This window comes from Solirubrobacter deserti, from assembly GCF_027587175.1.
Lineage (GTDB): Bacteria > Actinomycetota > Thermoleophilia > Solirubrobacterales > Solirubrobacteraceae > Solirubrobacter > Solirubrobacter deserti.
In genome coordinates, this window is the sequence record NZ_JAPCID010000010.1 from 138,132 (window position 1) to 160,894 (window position 22,763).

General features: G+C 72.7%; 26 protein-coding genes. 16 read left to right on the forward strand and 10 right to left on the reverse strand.

The genetic code is table 11. The annotated features are described in order from the left end of the window. Window position 1: 1 nt before the first annotated feature. Window positions 2–661, reverse strand: coding sequence for a transglutaminase-like domain-containing protein (locus OJ962_RS09065; protein WP_270006299.1), 660 nt, complete (start codon window positions 659–661; stop codon window positions 2–4). 187 nt (window positions 662–848) lie between these two features. Here OJ962_RS09065 and OJ962_RS09070 point away from each other — a divergent pair, with 187 nt between their 5' ends. Both OJ962_RS09070 and OJ962_RS09075 read left to right on the forward strand, forming a co-directional pair. Next, window positions 849–1,106 carry a glutaredoxin domain-containing protein gene (locus OJ962_RS09070; protein WP_270006300.1) on the forward strand — a complete coding sequence of 86 codons (258 nt, stop codon included), beginning with the start codon at window positions 849–851 and terminating at the stop codon, window positions 1,104–1,106. Window positions 1,107–1,138: 32 nt separating this feature from the next. After that, window positions 1,139–1,864 carry a helix-turn-helix domain-containing protein gene (locus OJ962_RS09075; protein WP_202957235.1) on the forward strand — a complete coding sequence of 242 codons (726 nt, stop codon included), beginning with the start codon at window positions 1,139–1,141 and terminating at the stop codon, window positions 1,862–1,864. Here OJ962_RS09075 and OJ962_RS09080 read toward each other — a convergent pair. The 4 genes from OJ962_RS09080 to OJ962_RS09095 all read right to left on the reverse strand — a co-directional run bounded on the left by OJ962_RS09080 (window position 1,854) and on the right by OJ962_RS09095 (window position 4,578). Then, window positions 1,854–2,426 carry a dihydrofolate reductase family protein gene (locus tag OJ962_RS09080; RefSeq protein ID WP_202957234.1) on the reverse strand — a complete coding sequence of 191 codons (573 nt, stop codon included), beginning with the start codon at window positions 2,424–2,426 and terminating at the stop codon, window positions 1,854–1,856. The genes OJ962_RS09075 and OJ962_RS09080 overlap by 11 nt on opposite strands. Window positions 2,427–2,505: 79 nt before the next feature. Further along, window positions 2,506–2,982, reverse strand: coding sequence for an RNA polymerase sigma factor (locus tag OJ962_RS09085; RefSeq protein WP_202957233.1), 477 nt, complete (start codon window positions 2,980–2,982; stop codon window positions 2,506–2,508). A gap of 70 nt (window positions 2,983–3,052) precedes the next feature. Further along, window positions 3,053–3,820 carry an ABC transporter permease gene (locus OJ962_RS09090; protein ID WP_202957232.1) on the reverse strand — a complete coding sequence of 256 codons (768 nt, stop codon included), beginning with the start codon at window positions 3,818–3,820 and terminating at the stop codon, window positions 3,053–3,055. Continuing rightward, entirely contained in the window at window positions 3,817–4,578 is a 762-nt protein-coding gene (locus tag OJ962_RS09095; protein WP_202957231.1) for an ABC transporter ATP-binding protein, read from the reverse strand. Before OJ962_RS09095 ends, OJ962_RS09090 begins: the two co-directional genes overlap by 4 nt. Window positions 4,579–4,637: 59 nt before the next feature. On the opposite strand from OJ962_RS09095, the gene OJ962_RS09100 reads away from it, so the two are divergent. The 5 genes from OJ962_RS09100 to OJ962_RS09120 all read left to right on the forward strand — a co-directional run bounded on the left by OJ962_RS09100 (window position 4,638) and on the right by OJ962_RS09120 (window position 9,520). Continuing rightward, window positions 4,638–5,567, forward strand: a complete 930-nt coding sequence (locus OJ962_RS09100; protein ID WP_202957230.1) for an RNA polymerase subunit sigma-70 — start codon at window positions 4,638–4,640, stop codon at window positions 5,565–5,567. Beyond that, window positions 5,564–6,331, forward strand: a complete 768-nt coding sequence (locus OJ962_RS09105) for an inositol monophosphatase family protein (RefSeq protein WP_202957229.1) — start codon at window positions 5,564–5,566, stop codon at window positions 6,329–6,331. Before OJ962_RS09100 ends, OJ962_RS09105 begins: the two co-directional genes overlap by 4 nt. Beyond that, a complete protein-coding gene (locus tag OJ962_RS09110) occupies window positions 6,328–6,531 on the forward strand; it encodes a hypothetical protein (protein WP_202957228.1) in 204 nt (67 codons plus the stop codon). The genes OJ962_RS09105 and OJ962_RS09110 overlap by 4 nt, the downstream gene beginning before the upstream one ends. A gap of 131 nt (window positions 6,532–6,662) precedes the next feature. Further along, complete coding sequence (locus OJ962_RS09115; protein WP_202957227.1) at window positions 6,663–8,780, forward strand: putative bifunctional diguanylate cyclase/phosphodiesterase; 2,118 nt, start codon at window positions 6,663–6,665, stop codon at window positions 8,778–8,780. Beyond that, window positions 8,777–9,520, forward strand: coding sequence for a N5-glutamine methyltransferase family protein (locus OJ962_RS09120; RefSeq protein WP_202957226.1), 744 nt, complete (start codon window positions 8,777–8,779; stop codon window positions 9,518–9,520). The genes OJ962_RS09115 and OJ962_RS09120 overlap by 4 nt, the downstream gene beginning before the upstream one ends. Here OJ962_RS09120 and OJ962_RS09125 read toward each other — a convergent pair. Then, on the reverse strand, window positions 9,441–12,578 hold the full coding sequence (locus tag OJ962_RS09125) for a serine/threonine-protein kinase (RefSeq protein ID WP_202957225.1): 3,138 nt from the start codon (window positions 12,576–12,578) through the stop codon (window positions 9,441–9,443). The genes OJ962_RS09120 and OJ962_RS09125 overlap by 80 nt on opposite strands. A gap of 31 nt (window positions 12,579–12,609) precedes the next feature. Between OJ962_RS09125 and OJ962_RS09130 the strand changes: the two genes are divergently transcribed. Both OJ962_RS09130 and OJ962_RS09135 read left to right on the forward strand, forming a co-directional pair. After that, entirely contained in the window at window positions 12,610–13,125 is a 516-nt protein-coding gene (locus tag OJ962_RS09130) for a cupin domain-containing protein (RefSeq protein ID WP_202957224.1), read from the forward strand. Next, the gene (locus OJ962_RS09135) at window positions 13,092–13,775 is read left to right on the forward strand and encodes a hypothetical protein (protein WP_202957223.1); all 684 of its coding nucleotides are present in this window, start codon (window positions 13,092–13,094) and stop codon (window positions 13,773–13,775) included. The genes OJ962_RS09130 and OJ962_RS09135 overlap by 34 nt, the downstream gene beginning before the upstream one ends. 13 nt (window positions 13,776–13,788) lie before the next feature. Here OJ962_RS09135 and OJ962_RS09140 read toward each other — a convergent pair whose 3' ends face one another. Then, the gene (locus OJ962_RS09140) at window positions 13,789–14,301 is read right to left on the reverse strand and encodes a TetR/AcrR family transcriptional regulator (RefSeq protein WP_202957222.1); all 513 of its coding nucleotides are present in this window, start codon (window positions 14,299–14,301) and stop codon (window positions 13,789–13,791) included. Between the two features lie 66 nt (window positions 14,302–14,367). Between OJ962_RS09140 and OJ962_RS09145 the strand changes: the two genes are divergently transcribed. Beyond that, entirely contained in the window at window positions 14,368–15,402 is a 1,035-nt protein-coding gene (locus tag OJ962_RS09145; RefSeq protein WP_202957221.1) for an aldo/keto reductase, read from the forward strand. Here OJ962_RS09145 and OJ962_RS09150 read toward each other — a convergent pair. Further along, window positions 15,370–16,956, reverse strand: a complete 1,587-nt coding sequence (locus OJ962_RS09150; RefSeq protein ID WP_270006301.1) for a PHP domain-containing protein — start codon at window positions 16,954–16,956, stop codon at window positions 15,370–15,372. The genes OJ962_RS09145 and OJ962_RS09150 overlap by 33 nt on opposite strands. Before the next feature lie 16 nt (window positions 16,957–16,972). Here OJ962_RS09150 and OJ962_RS09155 point away from each other — a divergent pair, with 16 nt between their 5' ends. Together OJ962_RS09155 and rarD are read left to right on the forward strand one after the other, a co-directional pair. Further along, the gene (locus OJ962_RS09155; protein WP_202957219.1) at window positions 16,973–17,716 is read left to right on the forward strand and encodes a DUF4184 family protein; all 744 of its coding nucleotides are present in this window, start codon (window positions 16,973–16,975) and stop codon (window positions 17,714–17,716) included. Between the two features lie 12 nt (window positions 17,717–17,728). Continuing rightward, a complete protein-coding gene (gene rarD / locus OJ962_RS09160) occupies window positions 17,729–18,625 on the forward strand; it encodes an EamA family transporter RarD (protein WP_202957660.1) in 897 nt (298 codons plus the stop codon). Here rarD and OJ962_RS09165 read toward each other — a convergent pair. Next, on the reverse strand, window positions 18,622–19,302 hold the full coding sequence (locus OJ962_RS09165) for a DUF899 domain-containing protein (protein ID WP_202957218.1): 681 nt from the start codon (window positions 19,300–19,302) through the stop codon (window positions 18,622–18,624). The genes rarD and OJ962_RS09165 overlap by 4 nt on opposite strands. Window positions 19,303–19,457: 155 nt before the next feature. Between OJ962_RS09165 and OJ962_RS09170 the strand changes: the two genes are divergently transcribed. From OJ962_RS09170 to OJ962_RS09180, 3 genes are read left to right on the forward strand one after another with little or no spacing between them, the layout of a single operon-like run. Continuing rightward, the gene (locus OJ962_RS09170; protein WP_202957217.1) at window positions 19,458–20,084 is read left to right on the forward strand and encodes an MBL fold metallo-hydrolase; all 627 of its coding nucleotides are present in this window, start codon (window positions 19,458–19,460) and stop codon (window positions 20,082–20,084) included. Window positions 20,085–20,117: 33 nt separating this feature from the next. Then, the gene (gene lepB, locus OJ962_RS09175; protein WP_202957216.1) at window positions 20,118–20,696 is read left to right on the forward strand and encodes a signal peptidase I; all 579 of its coding nucleotides are present in this window, start codon (window positions 20,118–20,120) and stop codon (window positions 20,694–20,696) included. 4 nt (window positions 20,697–20,700) lie between these two features. Next, window positions 20,701–21,474 (forward strand): DUF4253 domain-containing protein, encoded by a 774-nt coding sequence (locus OJ962_RS09180; RefSeq protein ID WP_202957215.1) that lies wholly within the window; start codon window positions 20,701–20,703, stop codon window positions 21,472–21,474. On the opposite strand, the gene OJ962_RS09185 is transcribed toward OJ962_RS09180, so the two are convergent. Further along, the gene (locus OJ962_RS09185) at window positions 21,471–21,926 is read right to left on the reverse strand and encodes a phage tail protein (RefSeq protein ID WP_407697504.1); all 456 of its coding nucleotides are present in this window, start codon (window positions 21,924–21,926) and stop codon (window positions 21,471–21,473) included. The two genes, OJ962_RS09180 and OJ962_RS09185, sit on opposite strands and share 4 nt — an antisense overlap. A gap of 184 nt (window positions 21,927–22,110) precedes the next feature. On the opposite strand from OJ962_RS09185, the gene OJ962_RS09190 reads away from it, so the two are divergent. Continuing rightward, entirely contained in the window at window positions 22,111–22,758 is a 648-nt protein-coding gene (locus OJ962_RS09190; RefSeq protein WP_202957213.1) for a M15 family metallopeptidase, read from the forward strand. The last annotated feature ends 5 nt before the right edge of the window (window positions 22,759–22,763 follow it).

Sequence of the window (22,763 nt, forward strand, 5' to 3'; positions counted from 1 at the left end):
CTCAGTTGAGGCCGGCGCGGAGCGCGACCAGTTCGGCGTGAACCCGGTCGCGCTCGCCGGCCTCCGCCGGCAGCGCGAGCCGCATCTCGGCGGCGCGCAGCGCGCGCGTGAGGTCTCCGCGCCGCCGGAACGCGGGGACCAGGTTGTTGAGCATGCGCATGGCGGTCTCGTGCGGGGACCACGGGCGCACGAGCGCGGCGGGCGCATCAGTGATCGCGCTGCCGCCGTTGAACGGGTCGAGCACCTGCGGCGGCTCCCCGCCGAAGTGCGCGACCACGTAGTGGCCGGGCAGGCCGACCCCGGCGAGCGGCACCTCCGCCCGCCGCGCGACTTCCACGTACACCGTGGAGAGCAGGATCGGCAGCCCGCGCCGCCGCTCGAGCACGCGGTCGAGCAACGAGTTCTCGGGCCGGTCGTACTCCTCGGTGTCCCCGGCGAAGCCGTGGAGGCTCCCGAGCACGTGCGTCAGCGCCTGTGCCTCGGCGCGCGGCGTGCGCTCCGAGGCGCTCAAGGTGCGGCCGACCTCCGCGCCCAGCGCGTCCAGGGTGGCTAGCGCGCGGGTGGCGTCGACCGGCTTCAACGCCGCCGCGATCGACAGTGCGAGCAGGTCCAGCGTCGCGTCGGTCGACGCCGCGAGGTCCTCGAAGCGGGGCAGCTCCATTCGCCTCATGCTTCCCCGCGTCGTCCGCCCGTCAGCGTGAACCCGTCCTGGCGGTGACGGTCGCCCTGTCGGCCATCGTCCTGAATCGTCGGACCGCCGCGCGTTGGAGCGATCCGTTCGGCGACCGCTGCAGCTTGCGCCGAGCGCCGCGTTGCGCATCCCGCGAGGACCGCCCACAATGCGTCCGATGGCGCCGGTCACCCTCTACACGAAGCCGATGTGCCCGCACTGTTTCCGCGCCCGCCGGCGCCTGCGGCGCCACGGCGCGGTGATCCACGAGATCGGCGCGGCGGATGATGTCGCGGGTATGCGGGCTCAGCTCCGCGATCGCTTCGGCGCGGACACGTTTCCGCAGATCGTCATCGGCGAACACCACATCGGCGGTGCGGACGACCTCGTCAGGCTCGACAGGTCGGGCGAGTTGGCGCGGCGGCTCGCCGCCTGACACGGCCCCGAGCCGTGCGTACGATGCCGCCCGTGGGATTGACGTTCGAGACCCGTCTGTCGGATTCGCCGTGGATCGCGTCGGTGTGGACGTGCCGCAGCGAGCAGGTCGCGGAGATGACGTCCGTGGCGACGGAGACGTGGGGCCTGGTGTTCTGGGAGCAGGACGGGACGGCGCACGCGACCGTGACCGGGCCGGAACGGCGCAGCGGCACGGCGCCCGTGCCCGAGGACGCGAGCTTCGTCGGTATCCAGTTCGCGGTCGGCACGTCGCTGCGCGCGGTCGCCACGCCGGCGCTGGTGGACAGCGGGATTCTCCTGCCCGGCGTGACGCGCCGCGCGTTCTGGCTGGACGGGCGCCGCTGGGAGACGCCGCACCCGGACGATGCCGAGGCGCTCGTCGCGCGCATGGTCCGGCGCGGCGCGGTGGTCCGTGACCCCGTGGTCACGGACGTGTTGCGCGGCGCCCGGCCCGCCTATTCGGACCGCACGCTCGAGCGCCGCTTCCGGGCGGCGACGGGTCTGAGCCGGGGCGCGGTGCGGCAGATCGAGCGGGTCCGCGCCGCGGCGCAGCGGCTGATCGCCGGTGAGGGCGTCGACGACGTCGTCGCCGAGCTCGGGTACTACGACCAGCCGCATCTCGCGCGCGCGTTGCGGCGTTACGTCGGGCGGACCGCGCTCGAGCTGCGCGACGGGGTCGGCGGTGCGCTCGCGCTCGACCCCGAGCACGTCTGGCGGGAGCTCCCGCTCAGCGCTTGACGTCGTAGCAGAGCTTGACGACGCCGTTGGAGTACGTCGCGGACTCCCGCACGGAGAGGTTGAGCTTGTCGCGGTCGGCGCGGCTGAACGCGCTCTTGCCCGCGCCGAGCAGAACGGGGAACACGAGCAGGTTGTACCGGTCGATGAGATCGGCGTCGGAGAGGGTGCGGGCGAGCTCCGAGCTGCCGTGGATGAAGATCGCGCCGCCGTCCTGCGCCTTCAGCGCGGCGACGTCCTCGGTGGACCGCAGGATCGTGATCGGGCCCCAGCCGTCGATCACCGCGTCCTCGCCGAGCGTGCTCGAGACGACGTACTTGGGAAGCTCCTTGTACCCGACGTGATCCGCCGAGTCGCGCCACACCGGCGCGAACGCCTCGTAGCTGCGGCGGCCGAACATCAGCGCCGTCGTCTCCTCGAGCTCCTCCGCCTTGAGCGAGTAGGCCTCCGGCACGAACTCGGTCTCGAAGACCCAGCCGCCGCTGCGGTGGCCCTCGACCGTGCCCCCGGGCGAGTCCATGACGCCGTCGAGCGACATGAATCCGGTGTAGACAAGTTCACGCATCGTTTCTCCAGCTGGTCGGGTCGGACAGGAGAAGACCGTACGCGCTCGACGCTCGCGCCGTCTTGGACGAAACCGACAGTCAGCTCATCGCGCAGGCGAGCCGGCGACGGCCGCGGGAGAGGCGGCTCATCACGGTGCCCTGCGGGATCCGCAGCGTCCCGGCCGCCTGCGCGTAGCTCAGGCCGAGCACGTCGACGGCCTTCACGACGTCGCGGAACTCGTTCGGGAGCCGCTCGACGTGCGCGTACACCTCCTGCGCGACGACCTCGTGGTGCGGCTCGCGGTCGTGGCGCAGGCGCGGGTCCTCGGGGTCGAGATCGCCGATGACCTGCGGGCGGCGCTGCTCGGCGCGCCAGTGGTCCTTGGCGACGTTGCGCAGCGCGCGGACCAGGTAGGGGAAGACGGCGCCCTCGCGCAGCGGCCGCGGCTTGGTCAGCACGCGGGCGTACGTCTCCTGCACGAGGTCCTCGGCGAGGGCGCGGGAGCCGCAGATCGAGGAGGCGACGTCGACGAGGCGGGAGCGGTGTTCAGCGGCGGTTTCTGGGTCCAGGAGCACGTGCTCACTGTCCCGCGCGCGCCCCGTCCAGTCATCGGCACCCGGTGCCTATATCTCGCCGCCTACCTACCTATGCGCGCAGCCGGTACCCGCGGTTGAACAGCCGCAGGTTGACCGTGAACAGGATCCCCGCCGCGACGGTGAGAAACAGCAGGGACAGCGCGATGTTGGTCTCGCTGTAGCCGATGAACCCGTAGCGGACGAGCCCGATCATGTAGTAGACCGGGTTGAACTGCGTGAGCGTCTCGAACGGCTCGGGCAGCAGCGTCGCCGAGTAGAAGACGCCGCCGAGGAAGATCAGCGGCTGCAGGATGAACGTCTGGTAGAAGCTCACGTCGTCGAACTGCTCCGCGCGCAGGCCGACGAGCACGCCCAGCTGGGAGAAGAAGAAGCCGACCAGGAACAGCGCGGGGATCAGGACGAGCACGTGCTCGACCGGCACGCCGACCAGGATCGACGAGGCGATGAACGTGAGCGTCGCGACGATCCCGCCGCGCAGGAAGCCGCCCAGCGAGAACGCGAGCAGCAGCTCGACGGGGGACGCGGGGGAGGACAGCTGGTCGTCGATCGAGCGCTGGAACTTCTGCTGGAGCAGCGAGGACGAGTTGTTTGAGAACGCGTTCGTCGCCCAGGCCATCATGATCAGGCCCGGGATGATGAAGACGACGTAGTCGACCCCGTGCAGCTGGTCGATGCGCGTCCCGAGCGCCGCGCCGAACACGGAGATGTAGAGGAACGTCTCCAGCAGCGGCGCGCCGACCGTCTGGCGCTTGATCTTGAAGAAGCGGTTGACCTCGCGCCGGACGAGCGTGAGGAAGCGGATCTGGGCGGGGCTCATGCTTCGCTGCCGATGTGCGCGCGCGACAGCTCACCGCGGCCGACGAGCTTCAGATACGCGTCCTCGAGGTTGGTGACGCCGTACTCGCGGGCGAGGTCGGCGCTGGTCCCGGTCGCGACGATCTCACCGCCGTTGATGAAGCCGATCTTGTTGCACAGCTGCTCGGCTTCCTCGAGGTAGTGCGTCGTGAGCAGGATCGTGGTCCCCTCGGCGTTGATGCGCTGCACGTAGTGCCAGAGCTCGAGCCGCAGCTCGACGTCCACGCCCGCGGTCGGCTCGTCGAGGATCAGCAGCTTGGGCCGGTGCATCAACGCCCGCGCGAGGATCAGCCGGCGCTTCATGCCGCCCGACAGCGTGCGCGTACGCTGGTCCTTCTTGTCGCTGAGGCTGAACGTCTCCAGCAGCTCCTGCGCGCGCTCGCGACGGTCCTTGCGGGTCATCCCGAAGTAGCCGCCGTGGAAGTCCAGCGACTCCTCGAGCGTGAGGAACCAGTCGAGGTTCGGCTCCTGCGGTGCGAGCCCGACCGCCAGCCGCGCGTCCCCGTAGTGGTGGATCGCGTCATGGCCGAAGACCTCGATCGCGCCCGAGGTCGGCTGCGCGAGGCCCGTCGTGCAGTGGATGAGCGTCGACTTGCCGGCGCCGTTGGGCCCGAGCAGGCCGTAGAACTCGCCCTCCTCGATCTCGAGCGAGACGCCCTTGAGCGCCTCCGTGCCCGTCGGGTAACGCTTGACGAGGTCTTTTATTGCAAGTGCATACATCTGGCGCGGGACGTTCTAGCAGGGTGATGAGTTTTCCGGCAGAACCCCGTCAGAGAGGTATGACAGTTGCGGAACTGAAGGACGAGCGCGCGTTCGCCGGCGTGGTGGAGCGCCACCGTCGCGAGCTGCACGTCCACTGCTACCGGATGCTCGGGTCCTACGAGGAGGCGGAGGATCTCACGCAGGAGACGTTCCTGCGCGCGTGGCGCAAGCGTGAGACGTACGCGCAGCGGGCTTCGCTGCGCGCCTGGCTGTACCGGATCGCGACCAACGCGTGCCTGGACGCGCTCGAGAAGCGGCCGAAGACGCCTTCGCCGAACGGGGAGATCACCTGGCTGCAGCCGTACCCGGACACGGCCGCGCCGGCCGATGAGGACGTGTTCGCGCGCGAGACGATCGAGCTCGCGTTCATGGTCGCGATCCAGCATCTGCCGCCGCAGTCGCGGGCCGTGCTGATCCTGCGCGACGTGCTGGGTTGGCGGGCGCGCGACGTGGCCGAGTTGCTGGAGACGACCGAGGCCGCGGTCAACAGCGCGCTGCAGCGGGCCCGCGCGGTGCTCAAGGAGCACCTGCCCAAAGAACGCGGCGAGTGGGCGGCGGCGGGCAGCGCCCAGGAGCGGGAGCTGCTCGAGCGCTACATGGCGCTGACCGAGTCCGGCGACGCGCGCGGGCTCAAGGCGCTCATGCGCGAGGACGTGCGCTTCTCGATGCCGCCGGAGGACGAGGTCCTCGTCGGGCGCGAGGTCGTCGTCGAGGGCTGGATCAGTGGCGGGTTCGGCTCGCCCGAGCTCGGCGCATTCAAGTGCGCGCTGGGGCGCGCGAACCAGCAGCCGGGGGTCGTCAACTACCTGCGCAAGCCGGGCATGGACACGTACGAGCTGACGTCGATCGACGTGCTCCGGATCGAGGACGGCCTCGTCGCCGAGATCGTCACCTTCTACGGGCCGGCGCTGAAGCCGTTCGAGCTGCCGCGTACGCTGCCGGGGTGAGCACGGATGAACTGCGGGCCGCGGCGCACGCGGCGGTCGACGAAGCGGTCACGGTCCTGCGCGACGGGCGCGGGGAGCCGCTGGCGCGGATCGGAAAGGCGGCCAAGGACTTCCTGACCGAGGTGGACCTCGCGTCGGAGGCGGCGCTGAAGGCGGCGCTCGCGAAGTCCACGCCAGAGATCGGCTTCTACGGCGAGGAGGGCGGCGGCGCGGACCTGCACCGCGGGCGCGTGTGGGTCGCCGACCCGCTCGACGGCACGATCAACTACGCCACCGGCAGCCCGCTGTGCGGCGTGATGCTCGGGCTGCTCGAGGACGGCGAGCCGGTGCTGGGCGTGATCGACCTCCCGTTCCTGGGCGTGCGCACCGACGGCGGCGCGGTGGTGGACGTCGACGGCTTCGACGAGGCGATCGTCGGCATGGGTGACGCGTTCCACCAGGGCGGTGGCGAGCGTCTCGACGCCTACCTGCGCCTGACGATGGACGTGCACCGGCGCGCGCTGCGCTTCCGTTGCGTCGGCTCGGCCGCCGTGCTGTGGACGTGGCTGGCGACCGGCTCGATCCAGGGCATGCTGCTCGCCCACAACAACCCGTACGACGTCGTCGCGGGCCACGCGATCGCGCGCGCGTCCGGCGCCGTGGTCACCGACTACGCGGGCGCGCCGCTGACGCTCGACGCGCCGGGCGCGCTGGCCGCCGCGCCGTCGGTGCACGGCGAGCTGGTCGCGGCCGCCCGAGAGCTCGCTTCGTCAACTCCTGGTTGACAAATCGAGCGCTCGCCGCAGGTACTGCCTCCCGGGCCGCCGCGAACGTGCTCACCCCGGGCTCGCGCACCAGCGCCTCGACCGCCTCCGGCTCGACGCGCACGAGCAGCCCGCCCGTGCTCATCTCGCACACCGCCACGTTGCCCTGCAGCATCCACGCCAGCCCGCCGAACATCTTCTTCTCCACCACGGCGGGGTGAGCGGCGATCACCTCGCGAACGCGGTCGGCCAGGTCCATGCGCGGCATCGTACGCGGGGCGCGGCGTCACAACACTCGTCCAAAGCATCAAGTTTCACGGCGTCCCGGCCGATTCGGGGTCCAGTGGTCCTCGTGCTCGTAGCCGGATTGCCGGTCCTCGCCGCCGCCCTGGCGGTGCTCGTGCGCGCGCTGCGGCGGCCGGACGACCGTGGCGCGTGGCTGGCGCTCGGGATCGCGGTGGCCGTCCAGGCCGTCGGCGCGGTCTGGCTCGCATGGCCGGGCGGCGGCTCGAACTTCCCCGCGCCCGCCGACGGCGTCCTGCTCGCGTTCTTCCCCGCCGTGTTCGCCGCCGCGCTGCTGTTCGCGCGCCGGCGGCTCGTGCGGATCAACGCCGCGCTCTGGCTGGACGCCGCGATCGGCGCGCTCGGTGCCGCGGCGATCGTCACGCAGGTGCTCGGGGAGGCGGCCGACCGGGCGACCGGCGGCGGCTGGCCGAGCGTGGTCGCGCTGCTGTACCCGATGTTCGACGTGATGCTGGTGGTCATGGTGCTCGTCGCCGTGACGCTGCGCGGGTGGCGCGTGAGCCCGGTGTGGCTGCTGCTCGGCGTGGGGCTGCTCGCGCACGTCGCCGCCGACGTCGGCTACGCGTCGGCCGGGTTCGCCGGCCAGCAGCGCCCGCTGTGGGTGCCGGTGCTCGGCCTGCTGTCGCCGCTGCTGATCGCGGCCGCCGCGCTGCTGCCCGCGCTCCAGCCGCGCCGGGTCGCGCTGGTGGGCTGGCGCACGCTGATCACCCCGAGCGTGCTGACGCTCGTCGCCGGCGGCCTGCTCGTCGCCGACCACTTCAACAACGCGAGCACGGCCGCGGTGCTGCTCGCCGCCGCGACGCTCGTCGCCGCGCTGCTGCGGATGGCGCTCACGTTCGTGGAGAACACGGCGCTGCACCACTCACGCGCGCTGGCGCTGACCGACGAGCTGACCGGGCTCGCGAACCGGCGCGCGTTCCACGAGCGGCTGCGCGCGGAGCTCACCGGCGAGGGCCGGCTCGCGGTCGCGATGGTCGACCTGGACCGCTTCAAGGACCTCAACGACACGCTCGGCCATCACGCGGGCGACGCGCTGCTGGTCAAGCTGGGCGAGCGCCTGAACCACACCGTCGGCGACGCCGGCCTGGTGGCCCGGCTGGGCGGTGACGAGTTCGCGCTCCTGCTCCCGGGGGCGAACCTCGCGCACGCCGCGGACATCGGACGCCAGATCGGCGCCGCCCTGCAGGCGCCGTTCGAGGTCGACGGCCTCGAGGTCGTGATGGACGCGAGCGTCGGCGCGGCGCTCTACCCCGAGCACGGCACCACCGCGAGCGAGCTGCTGCAGCGCGCGGACGTCGCCATGTACCAGGCCAAGGACGCGCGCACCGGCTTCCAGGGCTACGATCCGTCGCGCGACCGCCACTCGCGCGAGCGCCTGCAGCTGATCGCGGAGCTGCGCCACGCGCTCGAGCGCGACGAGCTCGTCTTACACTACCAGCCGAAGGTCAACCTCAGCACCGGCCTGGTGGACGGCGTCGAGGCGCTCGTGCGCTGGCAGCACCCCGTGCACGGCCTGCGCGGCCCGGGCGCGTTCCTGCCGCACGCCGAGCACACCGCGCTCATGCGCCCGCTCACGCTGCACGTGCTCGAGACCGCTCTCAGCCAGCTCGCCGCGTGGCGCGCGGACGGCCTGGAGCTGCACATGGCGGTCAACCTCGCCGTCCAGAACCTGCTGGACCTGCGCACGCCGGGCCAGATCGCGCGGGCGCTGGACAAGCACGGCGTGCCGCCGCACTCGCTCACCCTCGAGGTCACCGAGTCGCTGATGCTCCACGACCCGCAGCGCGCCGGCGAGGTGCTCGCGGACCTGTCGCAGCTCGGCGTCGGGCTGGCGCTCGACGACTTCGGCACGGGCTATTCCTCGCTCGAGCACCTCAAGCGGCTGCCGGTGAACGAGCTCAAGATCGACAAGTCGTTCGTGATGGCGATGGACCGCGACCCGGCGGACCGCGCGATCGTCGCCTCCACCGCCGCGCTCGGCCGCTCGCTCGGGCTGCGCGTCGTGGCCGAGGGCGTCGAGTCGCACGCCTCGGCGTCCGTGCTGGCCGCGATCGGCTGCGACCTCGCCCAGGGCTTCCACTACTCTCCGCCGGTGCCCGCCGACCAGCTTCCCGCGCTCGTACGCGCGGCCCGCGACGCGCAGCTGGGCGTCGCTCGCCTGACTTGACCGACGAGCTCGTCGCGCTGCTGATGCGCAACGGGTTCGTGGCTCCGGAGGAGGAGGCCGCGGAGCTGCGCGCGGCCTCCCGCGGGAATCTCGACGAGCTCGTGGCGCGGCGCCTGACCGGCGAGCCGTTGGCGTGGATCACCGGCAGCGTCGAGTTCTGCGGGCGCACGCTCCGCATCGCGCCCGGCGTCTACGTGCCGCGCTGGCACACCGAGTCGGTCGCGTGGCGGGCCGTGGAGCGGATGCCGCGCGGCGGCCGCGGCCTGGACCTGTGCACGGGCTCGGGCGCGATCGCCGCCGTGCTGATGGCCGAGCGCGACGCGCGCATGGTCGCGACCGACCTGGACCCGAAGTGCGTCGCGTGCGCGCGGGTCAACGGCGTCGACGCGCACGTGGCCGATCTGTTCGAAGGCGTCGAAGGCCCGTTCGACGTCGTGACCGCCGTCGTGCCCTACGTGCCCACCGCCGACCTGCCGCTGCTGCAGCGCGACACGTTCACGTTCGAGACGCCGCTGGCCTACGACGGCGGCGCGGACGGGCTCGACCTCGCCCGCCGCGCGGTCGAAGGCGCGCGACGCGTGCTGCGCCCCGGCGGCGCGCTGGTGCTCGAGCTCGGCGGCCGCCAGCCCGAGACGCTTGCGCTCGACGGCTTCACCGACATCAGGACCATCCGGGACGAGGAGGGGGATCCGAGAGGGCTGGAGGCGACAGCGTCGACTCCGTCACCGACGCGGCAGTGAGGTGCTCGCCGCCGGACCGCTGCGCGTACTCCATCCGCGTCAACCGCAGCGCCTGCGCGTGGCCCTGGTTGCGTTCGAGCGCGCGCTCGAAGTGCTGGGCGGCGAGCGCGCGGTTCCCGCGCACCGCCGCGAGCGACCCGAGGTGACGCTCGACCGAGCCCGCGTTGGCCGCCAGCGCGTGTTGGACCATCCGCTCGCGGTGCGGCAGCAGCAGCGCGTACAGGCGCTCGGCGCGCGGTGCGTCGGCGAGCAGCGTGGCCGCCGTCGCGAGCAGGCTGATCGTCGTCAACCACACCATGTCGCGCGGGATCGTGGCCTCGTCGAGCGTGGCGTACAGCGCCGCGCCGCGCTCACGTTCCCCGCAGACGAGCAGGCCGACGGCGAAGGCCGCGCGCCACACGGGCAGGTCGAGCGGCTCCACGGCGTCCAGGAACTCGGGAAGCCGCCCCTGCTGGAGGCGCAGCGTCATCAGCTGCGCGAGCCGGATCAGCTCCGCGTCCGGCGCGGCGGCGCGCACGCCGAGCGCGTGGGCGCGATCGATGAGGCGCTCGACGTCGCCGGTGCGGTCGGCCATCTGCGCCCAGATCGCGTCCCAGACCGCGGCGAGGTGCCGGAACAGCGGCTGGTGCAGCTCGTCCGCGAGCTGGACGAGGGCGTCGTGCTGCTCGCGCGCCTCCACGACGCGCCCCGCCTCCATCAGGTCGAACACGAACCAGAAGCGCCCGAGCGCGAGCAGCTCCGGGTCCTCGAGCGCGATCAGCTCCTCGGCGAGCTCCAGGCGTTCGTCGAGGTGGGTGATGTCCAGCAGCGCCCCGTGGCGGGCGAGCAGCGTCTCGCCGCTGCGCTCGAGCGCGAGCGCGTCGGCGGAGAGCTGGAGCGTGCGCTCGGCCTGGCCGGCGAAGTGCAGGGCGGTCGCGAGGCGCGCCTTCACGCGGGCGCGCAGCGGGGAGTCGGCGAGGTGCGCGTCGGCCTCCTCGAGCAGCGCGATGCCGGCCGGGTCGAGCACGGCGGACGCGGCCTGGCGTGCGTTGAAGCCGAGCGCGGCGCGCGCGAGCGCCTCGCGGTCGCCGGTCTCGCGGGCGCGGGCGGCCGCTTCCTGGAAGGTCGCGCGGAACGCGGGGTCGCCCGTGCGCAGCTCGGCGGTGCCGAGGGCGAGCAGGACATCCAGCCGCTCCGGGCGCAGCTCGCGCGCGTGCCGGTAGTGGAGGACCGCGGCCTCGTGCTCGGCCTCGTGCGCCGCGCGCAGCTCGTACGTGAACGCGCGCTGCGGGTCCAGGTGGCGCGCGGCGAAGAAGTGACGCGCGAGCTCGGCGGCGGTGATGCCGGGTGTGCGTTCGAGGGCCTCGCCGATGCTGCGGTGCAGGCGCGTGCGGCGCGCGTTGCTCATGTCACCGGCGAGCGTCTCGCGCACGAGCGCGTGCGCGAAGCGGAAGTGGTCGACGGCCTCGCCGTCGCGCACGAGCCCCTGCGCGGACGCCTCCTCGACCGCTTCCAGCGCGTGTTCGGCCAGGGTCTCCAGCACGTCCAGGCGGAAGTCGTGCCCGATCACGGCGGCGACCGTGAGCGCGGCGCGCGTGGGTTCGGAGAGCGAAGCGAGCCGGCGCGAGACGACGTCGCGGATGCTGACGGGCAGGCCGTCGGCGCGCAGCGTCTCACGCGCGAAGAACGGGTTGCCGCCCGTGCGCTCGTGCAGGTTCTCCGGCTCGCGCTCGCCGAGCGCCTCCACGAACGCGGACAGCTCGCGGCGCTCGAGGCCGCCCAACGTCAGGCGCTCGGCCGCGGGCAGCCGGTGGCCGGGTGTCGCGGTGGCGAGGATCAGCAGCTCGCCCGGCTCCTCCAGCACGTGCGCGAGCAGCTGGAGCGTGGACGGCGCCGCCCAGTGCAGATCGTCGAGGATGAGCACGGTGGGGCGCTCGGCGAGCCGGCGCGCGACCGCGTCGAAGTAGGCGAAGCGGTCGCTCTCGCTGATGTCGGGCAGGGCCATCGCGAACGGCTGGTACGGCAGCAGGGACTCGGGGTCGCAGCGGCCGTAGAGGACGGTCGCGCCGGCGGCGTGCGCGTCGCGGGCGGCCTCGGCGGCCAGGCGCGTCTTGCCGATCCCCGGCTCGCCCTCGATCACGACGAAGCGCCGCTTCCCGCGCAGCGCCGCGATCCGCTCGCGCAGCTCGGCGCGGCCGACGAACGGCTCGGAGCCCGTCTCGTTGAGCAGCGCGCGCGGCAGCGGGGCGGCCGCGGGAGCGACGCGCGTACGCCCGCCTCCGAGGGCGGCGAGCGCCGCCTGGCCGAACGCGCCGGCGCTCGGGAAGCGGTCCTCCGGGCGCTTGGCCAGCGCCTGGCGGATGACCGGGCCGAGCGGGCCCTCGACATGCGGCACCGGCGCGCCCAGGTGCGCGTACAGCTTGGCCGCGGGCGTGTCCCGAGGAAACGGCACCTCGCCCGTGACGGCCTCATAGAGCACGCAGCCGAGCGCGTAGACGTCCGCGCGCGCGTCGATCTCGCCATCCTCGAGCTGCTCGGGCGCCGTGTAGTCGAACGTGCCGATCAGCGTGCCCGGCTCGGTGATGCGGGTGGTGGCGCGCAGGTCGCGCTGGAGGCCGAAGTCGGTCAGCAGCGCGTGCTCGCCGTCGAGCAGGACGTTGGCGGGCTTGACGTCGCGGTGCACGACGCCGAAGTGGTGCGCGGCGTCGAGGGCGCGCGCGACCTGGACGATGATGTGCGTCGCGTGCGTCGGGGAGAGCCGGCGGTGGCGCTCGATCAGGTGCGCGAGGTCGACACCGTCGACGAAGCGCATCGTCACGTACAGGTGCCCGTCCTCCTCGCCGGCCGTGTAGACGGGGATCAGGTTCGGGTGGTGCAGGCTCGCCGCCACCTCACACTCGCGCTGGAAGCGGATCCGGAACTCGCCGTCCTTGGATTGCTCGGGCGCGATCACCTTCAGCGCGACCTCACGCTTGAGGCGCGCGTCGAACGCGCGGTAGACGATCCCCATGCCGCCCCGGCCGGCGACGCCCCGGATCTCATGGCCGGCGAAGCTCGTGCCGGCGGCCAGTTCCGCCATGCGTGCGTCTCTATCACATAAGGTCCGGGCCATGGTTGAGGTGACGCCCGGCGGGGGCGAGATCATCGGCGACTCGGCGGATCGCACCGTCGAGCTGTTGGCGGAGCTGGACGCGGTGCACGCGACGATCGCGCGCTTCGCGGGCGGGCGCGACGGGGCTGACCTGCACGTGCACCGCGAGCACGCGGACATGTTCGTCGTCCTCGAGGGCACGCTGACGGTCAAGACCGCGGACGGCGATCTCGAGGTGTCGGGGCCGAACGTGGTCGTCGTGCCGCCGATGGTCGTGCACGGGTTCGCGAACACGAGCGCCGACGACGTCTGGTACGTGAACCTGCACGTGCCCGGCTGCGGGTTCGGCGACTACATGCGCGGGCTGCGCGACGGTGTGAAGGTGCCGTTCGACCAGCACGAGCCGCCCGCGGACGGGGCCGGCGTGCGGCCGGCGTCCGAGATCGCGATGGGCGACGAGCGCGTGACGCTGGCACCCGACGGCACGGTGACCGTCGGCGAGTGGCTGCGGATCCACCCGCGTCCGGCTGCGTGATCGGCGCGATCCTCAAGACGGTCCTCGGGTCGGCGCTGGTCCTGCTCGGGCAGTTCGCCATGTTCGACGGCGACCTCGCGGGCACGGGCGCCGTCATCACCGCTCTCGGCCTGCTGCTCATGAGCAGCGGCATCCTTCCCTTCCATTTGCCGGGCCTGAGCGACCGCAAGCCGTTCCTGTCGCGCGCGAGCGCCTTCCGGGTGCGGGTCGTCGTCAACGGGTTTCGCGCCGATCCGGTCGTGTGCCGTGTCGCCCTCGGCGCCCTCGTGCTGTGCTGGGCGGGCGGCGTCTACGCGGATTCCGAGGGCCAGCGGGGCGTGGCCGTGACCGCCTATCTCGCCTTCTGGCCGATCTTCGCCTGGCTCGTGGTCGGGGCGGGAGGGCTGTACCGGATCGAAGCGCGGCGCTTCGGCCTGCAGTGGAACGCGGGCGGCTCGCGAAGGCTGCTGCCGTGGGGCGAGGCGAAGATCGCGCGGGTGGACGGCGACACGATCGAGTTCACCTCGGGCGACCGGCTGCCGCTGCGGCACTTCGCCGTCGACCCCCAGCGCTTCGCGAGCGCCGTGCGCACGTTCACCGATCGCCCGCGCCTGCGCGAGACCACGCTGGACGGCGCGGAGTTCATGCGCCGGCTGGGCGCTCCGCGATAGCGCCGCGCCCGGTTCACTGAGGGCGCAGGCCGGCGAGCGCGGTCTCCAGGATCGGCTCCACGTACGCGGCGTCGCCGTCGATGCGCGCGATCGCGATCACCATGTCCAGGATCTGCTCGAGCGTGAGGTCGGGGCGGACCTCGCCCGCGCGCTGGGCGGCTTCCAGCAGCGGCCGGCCGGCGGCGAGCACGCGCGTGCGGCTGGCGTTGAACAGCGGGTCGCCCGGCGTGTCCCTGAGGAGCTCGTGCGCGATCGGGTGCTTGTTGTGCGCGAACGTGACGAAGCGGTGCGCCCAGGCGGCGAGGTCGTGCGTCTCGGCCGCCTGCACCATCGCGTCGACCTCGTCGATGTAGAGCGCCTCCAGCAGCTCGCGGCGGCCGGGGAAGTTGCGGTACAGCGTGGCCATGCCCACCTCGGCGCGGCGGGCGATCTCGGCCATCGAGGGGTCGCCCTCCGCGAACGCGGCGCGGGCGGCTTCGAGGATCTTCTCGCGGTTGCGCTGGGCGTCGGCGCGGCGGGTCGTCATCGCGAGCGGATAGGTTATCCGCTACTGTAAGTGGACAGCCTGTCCGCTTCACCTGAGGAGCTGCATATGGAGTACCGACCCCTGGGACGCACCGGCGTCTCGGTCAGTCCGCTGTGCCTGGGCGCGATGATGTTCGGCGCCTTCGGCAACCCCGACCACGACGACTCGATCCGGATCATCCAGCGCGCGCTGGACGCCGGCATCAACTTCGTCGACACCGCCGACTTCTACTCGCAGGGCGAGTCGGAGGAGATCGTCGGCAAGGCGCTGCGCGGGCGCCGCGAACACGTCGTGCTGGCGACCAAGTTCGGCCTCCCGTTCGGCGAGGACCCCAACCAGCGCGGGGCGTCGCGGCGCTGGATCACGACCGCGGTGGAGAACTCGCTGCGGCGGCTCGGCACCGACTGGATCGACCTCTACCAGGTGCACCGCCTGGACCCGGGCACCGACTTCGACGAGACGCTCGGCGCGCTGTCGGACCTCGTGCACGCGGGCAAGATCCGCGCCTTCGGCGTCTCCAACGTCTCCGGCTCGGAGATCGTCGAGCTCCAGGGGTTGGCCGAGCGCCGCGGGCGCGAGCGCGTGCGCACCAACCAGCCGATCTACAACCTGCTGACCCGCGCGATCGAGTACGACGTGCTGCCGACCGGGTTGCGCCACGGGATGGGCGTGCTCACCTACAGCCCGCTGGCCGGCGGCTGGCTCACGGGCAACTACCGCAAGAGCGCGGCGATCAGCGCGCCCGGCTCAGCCGCGCGGCGCGAGCGGTTCGCCGCGCACTACGACGCCACCTCGCCGCAGAACGCCGCCAAGCTCGAAGCTGCCGACGCGCTCGGCGCGCTGGCCGACGAGGCCGGCATTCCGCTGATCCAGATGGCCCTCGCGTTCATCGTCCGCCACCCGGCCGTGACCTCCGCGATCATCGGCCCGCGCACCATGGAGCACCTCGAGGGCTACCTCGCGGCCGACGGCGTCGCGCTCTCCGACGACGTGCTCGACCGCATCGACGCGATCGTCCCGCCCGGCCACTCGGTCAACGTGAGCGACAACATGTGGCACACGAGCACGTCAGCGCTGGACGCCGCGGCCCGGCGGCGCTAGCGGCGTCGTGTTCAGGACGTCCGCCGCGGTGGCGCCGCCGCGGCGGGCGGTGTGGACCGACAGCGTCATGTGGGCGAGCCCGCGGATCGAGTGCGCGTCGGTGGAGCAGACGATCTGCACGCCGGCGGCGATCGCGCGCTGCACGTGCTCGCCCGACAGGTCGAGTCGGGACGGCAGCCCGTTGACCTCGACCGCGACGCCGTGCACCCGCGCCAGCTCGAACACCGCGTCGAGGTCGAGCGCGTTCTCGGGGCGGCTGCCGATGATGCGGCCCTTCGGGTGGCTGAGGCAGCGCACGGCGGGATGCTGGAGCGCCTCGCTCACTCGGGCGGTCATGGCCTCGCGCGAGGCGCGCTGCCCCGCGTGGACGCTGGCCTGCACCCAGTCGAGCTCGGCCAGGACGTCGTCGGGGAGGTCGAGCCGGCCGTCGGGCAGGATGTCGCACTCGATCCCGCGCAGCACGCGGAATGGCGCGAGCCGCTCGTTGGCGGCGGCGATCTCCTCGCCCTGGCGGCGGACGTCGTCGGCCGTGAGGCCCTGGACGGCGCCGACGGCCGGCGTGTGGTCGCAGATCGCGATGTAGTCGTAGCCGCGGTCGCGCGCGGCGCGGCCCATCTCCTCGACGCTGAAGCGACCGTCGGTCCAGGTCGTGTGGCAGTGCAGGTCGCCGCGGATGTCGGCCTCGGTGACGAGCTCGGTCGGCCCGGGGCTCCAGGCCTCGCGCAGCTCGGGGGCGACGAACGGGACGCCGAGCGCGGCGAAGACGGCCTCCTCGGTCGGCGCGTCGGGCAGCGGCCCGAGCGCGGCGACGAACGCGGGCGAGCCGGTCGCGCGCAGCAGCGCGGTGCCGTAGCGCTCGGGCGGCGCGACGTGCAGCTCGATCGGCACGCCCTCGATCGTCAGGCCGCGGGTCTCGTCGATCATCGCGACGATCTGAGGGAGGGCGGCGAAGCGCTCGGCCACCGGCTCCGAGCACACGACCGCGAGGTGCTCGCACGAGTCGCGCCAGCGGCGCACGTCGCCCGCGGGCTCGCCGCCGAGCGCGTCCGCGATGGCGCCGACCAGTGCGCGGGCGCGGTCGAGCAGCAGGCCCGGGCGGGGCTCGCGCTCGCGCGTGAGCGCGTCCCGCACGCGCGCCTCGATCTTCGGGCCGACGCCCGGCACGGACCGCAGCTCACCCGCGGCCACCGCCGCGCGGAACTCCTCCGGCGTGCGCACGCCCAACGCCCGCGCGATCTCGACCGAGCGCTTGGTCGTCAGCCCCAGGAAGCGGCCGAGCCCGACCAGCCCGGGCACCAGCTCGCGCTCGAGCTCGCGCAGCTCGGCGATCTCGCCCGTCTCGACCAGCTCCCGTAGGCGCGCCTCGATGCCCGGGCCGATCCCGCGCAGGTCCCGCACGCGGCGGGTGCGCACGAGGTCGGACACCGGCACCGGCGCCGCGCGGACCGTCTCCGCCGCGCGCCGGTACGCGCGCGGCTGGTACGGGTTGGCCTCGGCGAGGTCGAGCAGGGCCGCGAACGCGTCGAGCCGGTCGGCGATGGCGGCGTTGTCCACGCCTACAGTCTGGAACGTGCCGTTCACGTTCAGCCATCCGGCGGCGGTGGTCCCGCTGCTGCGGGTCGGGCTCGTGCCGTCGGCGCTGGTGATCGGCAGCATGGCGCCGGACGTCCCGTACTACCTCCCGGGGAGCCCGATCTCCTCCGCGCACACCCATTCGCTGCTCGGGGTCGTCGCGGCGGACCTCGCGCTCGGGGCGATCCTGTTCGTGGTGTGGCACGCGCTGCTGGCGCCGGCCGCGGTGGCGCTCGCGCCGACCGCGCTGCGGGACCGGCTGGCGCCCGACCTGCCGGTGCCGCTGCGCCGCCACACCGCCTGGCTGGTGCTGGTGTCGCTGGCGGTCGGCGCGCTCACGCACGTGGTCTGGGACGCGTTCACGCACCCCGGCCGCTGGGGCAGCGAGCGGATCGGGTGGCTCAACGAAGAACACGGGCCGCTGCTCGGCACGACCTGGCTGCAGCACGGCAGCGGCGGGCTGGGCCTGCTCGTGCTGCTGGGGGTGCTCGCGCGCTGGTGGTGGCGGACGCCGCCGCAGCCGGGCCGCCAGCGCGTGCCGGCGCTCGACCGGCCCACGGCGCTGCGGGTGATCGCGGCCGTGCTGGCGGCGGGCGCGCTCGGCGGGCTCGCCGGCCTGCTGACCGCGGACGGCACGCTGTTCGGGCTCCTGTTCCGCTCCTTCACCTGGGGGTGCGGCGCCGCCGCGGCAGCCTGGGTCGTGCTCGCGGCGATGGTGAGAACGCGGGCGGCGCCCTCCTAAGCTGGTCACGCCCTGACCGCCGCACTCACCCGATCCCGCTCCGGCTTTCTCGCCGGGCTCGCGGCGTACCTGCTGTGGGGGCTGTTCCCGCTCTACTGGCCGCTGCTCAAGCCGGCGGGCGCGATCGAGATCCTCGCGCACCGGATCGTGTGGTCGGTCGTGCTGCTGGTCGCGATCCTCGCGCTCACGCACGGGTTCCGCTGGGCGCGCGAGCTGGACCGCAAGCGCGTGCTGCTGCTCGGGCTGGCCGCCGTGCTGATCACGGTCAACTGGGGTGCGTTCATCTACGGCGTGAACTCCGACCACGTGGTGGAGACGTCGCTGGGCTACTTCATCAACCCGCTCGTGACGGTCGCGCTGGCGGTGTCGGTCGTGGGCGAGAAGCTGCGGCGCGCGCAGTGGGCGGCGGTCGTGATCGCGGGCGTGGCCGTCGCGGTGCTCACGGTGGCGTACGGGCGCCCGCCGTGGATCGCGCTCACGCTGGCGTTCTCGTTCGGCTTCTACGGGCTGGTGAAGAAACAGGTCGGGCTCGAGGGCACGCAGAGCCTGGCCGTCGAGACCGCGTTCCTCACCGTGCCGGCGCTGCTGGTGGTGCTGTGGTTCGCCGGCAGCGGCGAGGGGACGTTCGGGCACGAGGGCGTCGGGCACGCGCTGCTGATGATCGGCGGTGGCGTGGCGACCGCCGTGCCGCTGATGCTCTTCGGCGCGGCCGCGATCCGGGTGCCGCTGACGACGATCGGCCTGCTCCAGTACCTGGCGCCGATCATGCAGTTCCTGATCGGCGTGCTGGTCTACGGCGAGCACATGCCGCTGGAGCGCTGGCTCGGCTTCACGCTCGTCTGGCTGGCGGTGATCGTCTTCACCGCGGACAGCGTGCGCGCCCGTGCGCGGCGCCCCGCCATGACCTAGAGCGTGTGGTCGTACTTGTCGTGCCAGCCGCCCCAGGTGTAGGGCGGGGTCTGCGGCCAGCCCTCCGGTGAGTCCTCCCACGCCTCCTGGCGGCCGTAGGGCGTGATGTCGAGGAAGCTCCAGGTCGACCCGAGCGCCTCGTCGCCGCGGGCGTCGATGAAGTAGGTGCGGAAGACCTCGTCGCCGTCGCGCAGGAAGACGTTGGTGCCGTGCCACCCGGCGACGTCGTGGTCGGCGTCGAAGTCGTCGCGCAGCGTGTACCAGGGGAACGCCCAGCCCATGTGCTCGCGGTAGCGCTGCAGGTGCTCCTGCTCACCGCGGCTGACGGCGACGAAGCGCGTGTCGCGCTCGCGCAGGTGCAGCAGGTTGCCCAGCTGATCGGCGTACATCGAGCAGCCGGGGCAGCCGCGCTCGGGATAGACGTCCATGTCCGGGTCCATGAAGAACCGGTAGACGATCAGCTGGCGGCTGCCGTCGAAGAGGTCGAGCAGGGTCGCGTCCGCGCCGCCGGGCGCGGTGAAGCGGTAGTCCTTGTCGACGCGGATCATCGGCATGCGTCGGCGCTCGGCGGCCATCGCGTCGCGGGCGCGCGTGTGCGCCTTCTCCTTGACCAGCAGCGCCTCGCGCGCGGCGCGCCACTGCTCGGGGGTGACGATCTCGGGTCTGGCGGTGCTCATGGTGCCTCCGGGTGGTCGCGGTCTTCACCTGGTGAGCGGAGCCGCTTACGCGTTCTCGACGCCGGGTCTCGACGCCGAGCGCGTGGACACGGACGACGAGCTCGACGGCGACGACGAGCTCGATGAATTCTCCGAGCGCTCCCCGTCTAACGGCCATGAGCTTCCAGTCCGCCTCGATCACCGTCACGCCGATCTTCGTCGCCGACCTGCTCGCCGAGGGCGAGCGGTTGCCGATCTACGTGCACGTGATCGAGCATCCTGACGCCCGCGTGCTGGTCGACACCGGCATCAAGGAGCTGCATCCGGCGGCCGCGGACATGCAGCCGCGCCTGCGGCCGCTGAGCGAGCAGGACCTCGACCTCGACGCCATCGACATCGTCGTCAACACCCACCTGCACTTCGACCACTGCGGCGGCAACCACCTGTTCGCGGGCAAGCCGATCTACGTCCAGCGCCAGGAGCTCGAGGACGCCCGCACCTTGGAGGGCCACACCATCCGCGAGTGGGTCGACCCGCCCGGCGTGACGTACATCCCGGTCGACGGCGAGCTCGAGCTGCTGCCCGGCGTCCGGCTCGTCCCGGCCCCTGGCCACACGCGCGGCCTGCAGATGGTCGTGATCGAGACGGGCGGACGCCCGGTCATCGTCGGCGGCGACGTCGCCGTCTGGTTCGGCGAGCTCGAGGAGCCGGAGAGCGAAGGCCAGCGGCGCGCGCTCGCCCTGGAACCCGAGCTCGTGTGGCTCACGCACGAGCACGAGCCCTGGCGCCCCGGAGCCGCCTGAGTAGTCGCGCGGCCGGCGGGGTACCCGGCTGGCGTGCTCGAGTTCGCCGTCGCGATCGCCCTCGCCCTGCCCTCAGCGCAGACGCCCGACCGCGAGCTGGTCCCCGTTCCCGCCGAGAACATGGTCCCGCGCTTGAACATCAACCAGCGCCTCGAGTTCGACCTGGCCGCGTACCGCGAGCGGCCGCCGCGCGTCGGGGACATCGTGCTGCTGCACCCGCCGACGGGCGCGCGCGAGGAGCGCTGCGGGCAGCCGCGCAACCGTGCGCCCGAGCAGCTGTGCGCGAAGCCCCGCGGCGGCGCGGACACCGAGCGGCGCTTCATCATGCGCGTGGTGGCCACGGCGGGTGACCGGGTCACGTTCCGGCGCGGGCTGGTGGTCCGCAACGGGAAGCTCGAGCGCCGCAAGGTGCGGCGCTGCACGGCCGGCTGCCCGTCGCGCGGGATCGTCACCGTCCCCGCGGGGCACGTGTACGTGGCCGGGGACAACCGGCCGAACTCGGACGACAGCCGCTTCTGGGGCGCGCTGCCGGTCGACCAGCTGCTCGGCCGCTACGTCAGGACGTGCAAGGAGTTCGCTGAGGACCCGTCGCCGACGTGCACGTCACCCTGAGCGGATGCGACTGTTCGGGAAGCGGCAACGAGACGACGGGCCGGAGGGCCTGCCCGCGGACGGAGACATCGAGATCGCGGGCGTGAAGCTGCGCGGCGCTCGGATGCGGGCGGAGCTCGACGGGACGGGTCCTGCCGTGCTGTGGCGGACGGAAGGTGAGCCGGAGCGCGTGTTCAGCGCCTGGAGACGCCTCGCGGGCGCACACGCCGAAACGGGGCTGTGGCCGGTGCTCATCACGCACGAACGGTTGGACCTCGGGCATTTCGATCCTGCGTGGGAGGACACGGTCGCGGCCGTCGACTACCCGGCGATGGTCGCCGAGCGGTGGGTCGAGCACGGCTCCTACGACGAGGAGCTGCGGGAGCTGATGGGCGACTTCCCGGGGCTGGCGGCGCCCGGGACGACGCCCGCCGACGACCCGCTCGAGCACGTGTTCGCGACGGTGGAGGTGCACTCGCTCGGCCTGGTGCCGGTGCGCCGGCCGGCGGACGTGCTCGCCGCGATCGGCTGGACGGGCGCGATCAACTCGTTCGAGCCCGTCGAGCTCGTGCCCTACCTGCGCTCGTTCGAGGAGCGCTTCGACGCCCGGCTGGTCGCGCTCGGGTTCGACACGGTCCAGCTCGCGGTCGGGCGCCCGCCCGCATCGGCCGAGGCGATCAAGGCCGCCTCCGAGCTCTACCTGTTCAACCCCGACGTCGTCGACCAGGGCGTGGGCACGATCGAGGCGCTCGCCGAGGAGATGGTGCAGGACCCGCACTGGGCCTTCTGGTGGGATTAGTACTCGCCCTTGATCACGAAGTAGGAGCCGCGGATCGTGCCCGCCAGCTTGGACCGCTGGCGCGCGAACTTGAAGCGCGACTCGAGCTCGGCGGGCACCTCCATGCCGTCCGCGAGCTTGAAGCCGACGGCGCGCTTCTCGGGCCCGTACATGACGTTGATCGACAGGCCGCTCTCGTAGAACACGTAGGCGAAGCGGGTGCCGTCGACCTCGAAGTCCGTCGCCTCGAGCGGGCGCGAGTCGATCACGAGGTCCCGCTCCTGCGCGAGGATGCCGTGCACCCACGCGACGATCGCCTCGGCCTCCTCGGCCGGCTCCACCGTGAACACGTGGTCGTACTTGGTCTTGAAGTAGCGGGCCTCGTTGGCCCGCAGGCCGGCGAGCGCCTCGGCGTGCGGCGAGGACTCCAGGCCGACGGTCGAGACGTCCTTGAAGTCCACGGCGTAGGACATGACGGCGCCTCCTGACACGGTCGGAGCGGCGGGGGTGAGGGTGTCGGTGAAGGCCATGCGGCGAAGGTACGCTCGCCCCGCCGATTGCGCTTCTCGATTCCTGCTCGCCTGCTGAGCGGACATATCGTCCGCGTATCGAAAACCGCATACGCGCCCGCAACACCCTGCTTCCGATGCTGTAGGCATGGCCTACAGCCAACCCGTACGAACGGCAACCCGTCGCGCCCGATCGACGCTTCTCCTCGCGCTGATCGTCGTGTGCGCGGTGCCCAGCAGTGTCCTCGTCTATCAGTCGCTGACGTCGTATGAGCCGTCGCCGGCGTACTCGTCCGAGACGCCGGCGCCTCCGATCGCGACGCCCCCCGCGATCGTCGACCAGCGGCCGGAGGCGCGCACCGTCGACCCGGACCGGGTGACCGTCTTCGACGACGTGCCGGGCGTGACCCGGCTCGACCCGGACCTGCTCGGCGCGCTGCGCGCAGCGGCGGCGGACGCCGAGACCGCGGGCGTCGAGTTCGTGGTCAACAGCGGCTGGCGGCCCGCCGAGTACCAGGAGCACCTGCGCCGCGAGGCGATCGCGCAGTACGGCTCGGAGGCAGAAGCGGCGCGCTGGGTCGCGACGCCCGAGACCTCCCCGCACGTGTCGGGGGACGCGGTCGACATCGGTCCGTCGGCGTCCGCGGCGTGGCTGTCCGCGCACGGCGCGCAGTACGGGCTCTGCCAGATCTACCGCAACGAGCCGTGGCACTTCGAGCTGCGCCCCGAGGCCGTCGACGGCGGCTGCCCCGCCATGTACGCCGACCCCACCCAAGACCCGAGGATGCAGCCGTGAGCAGC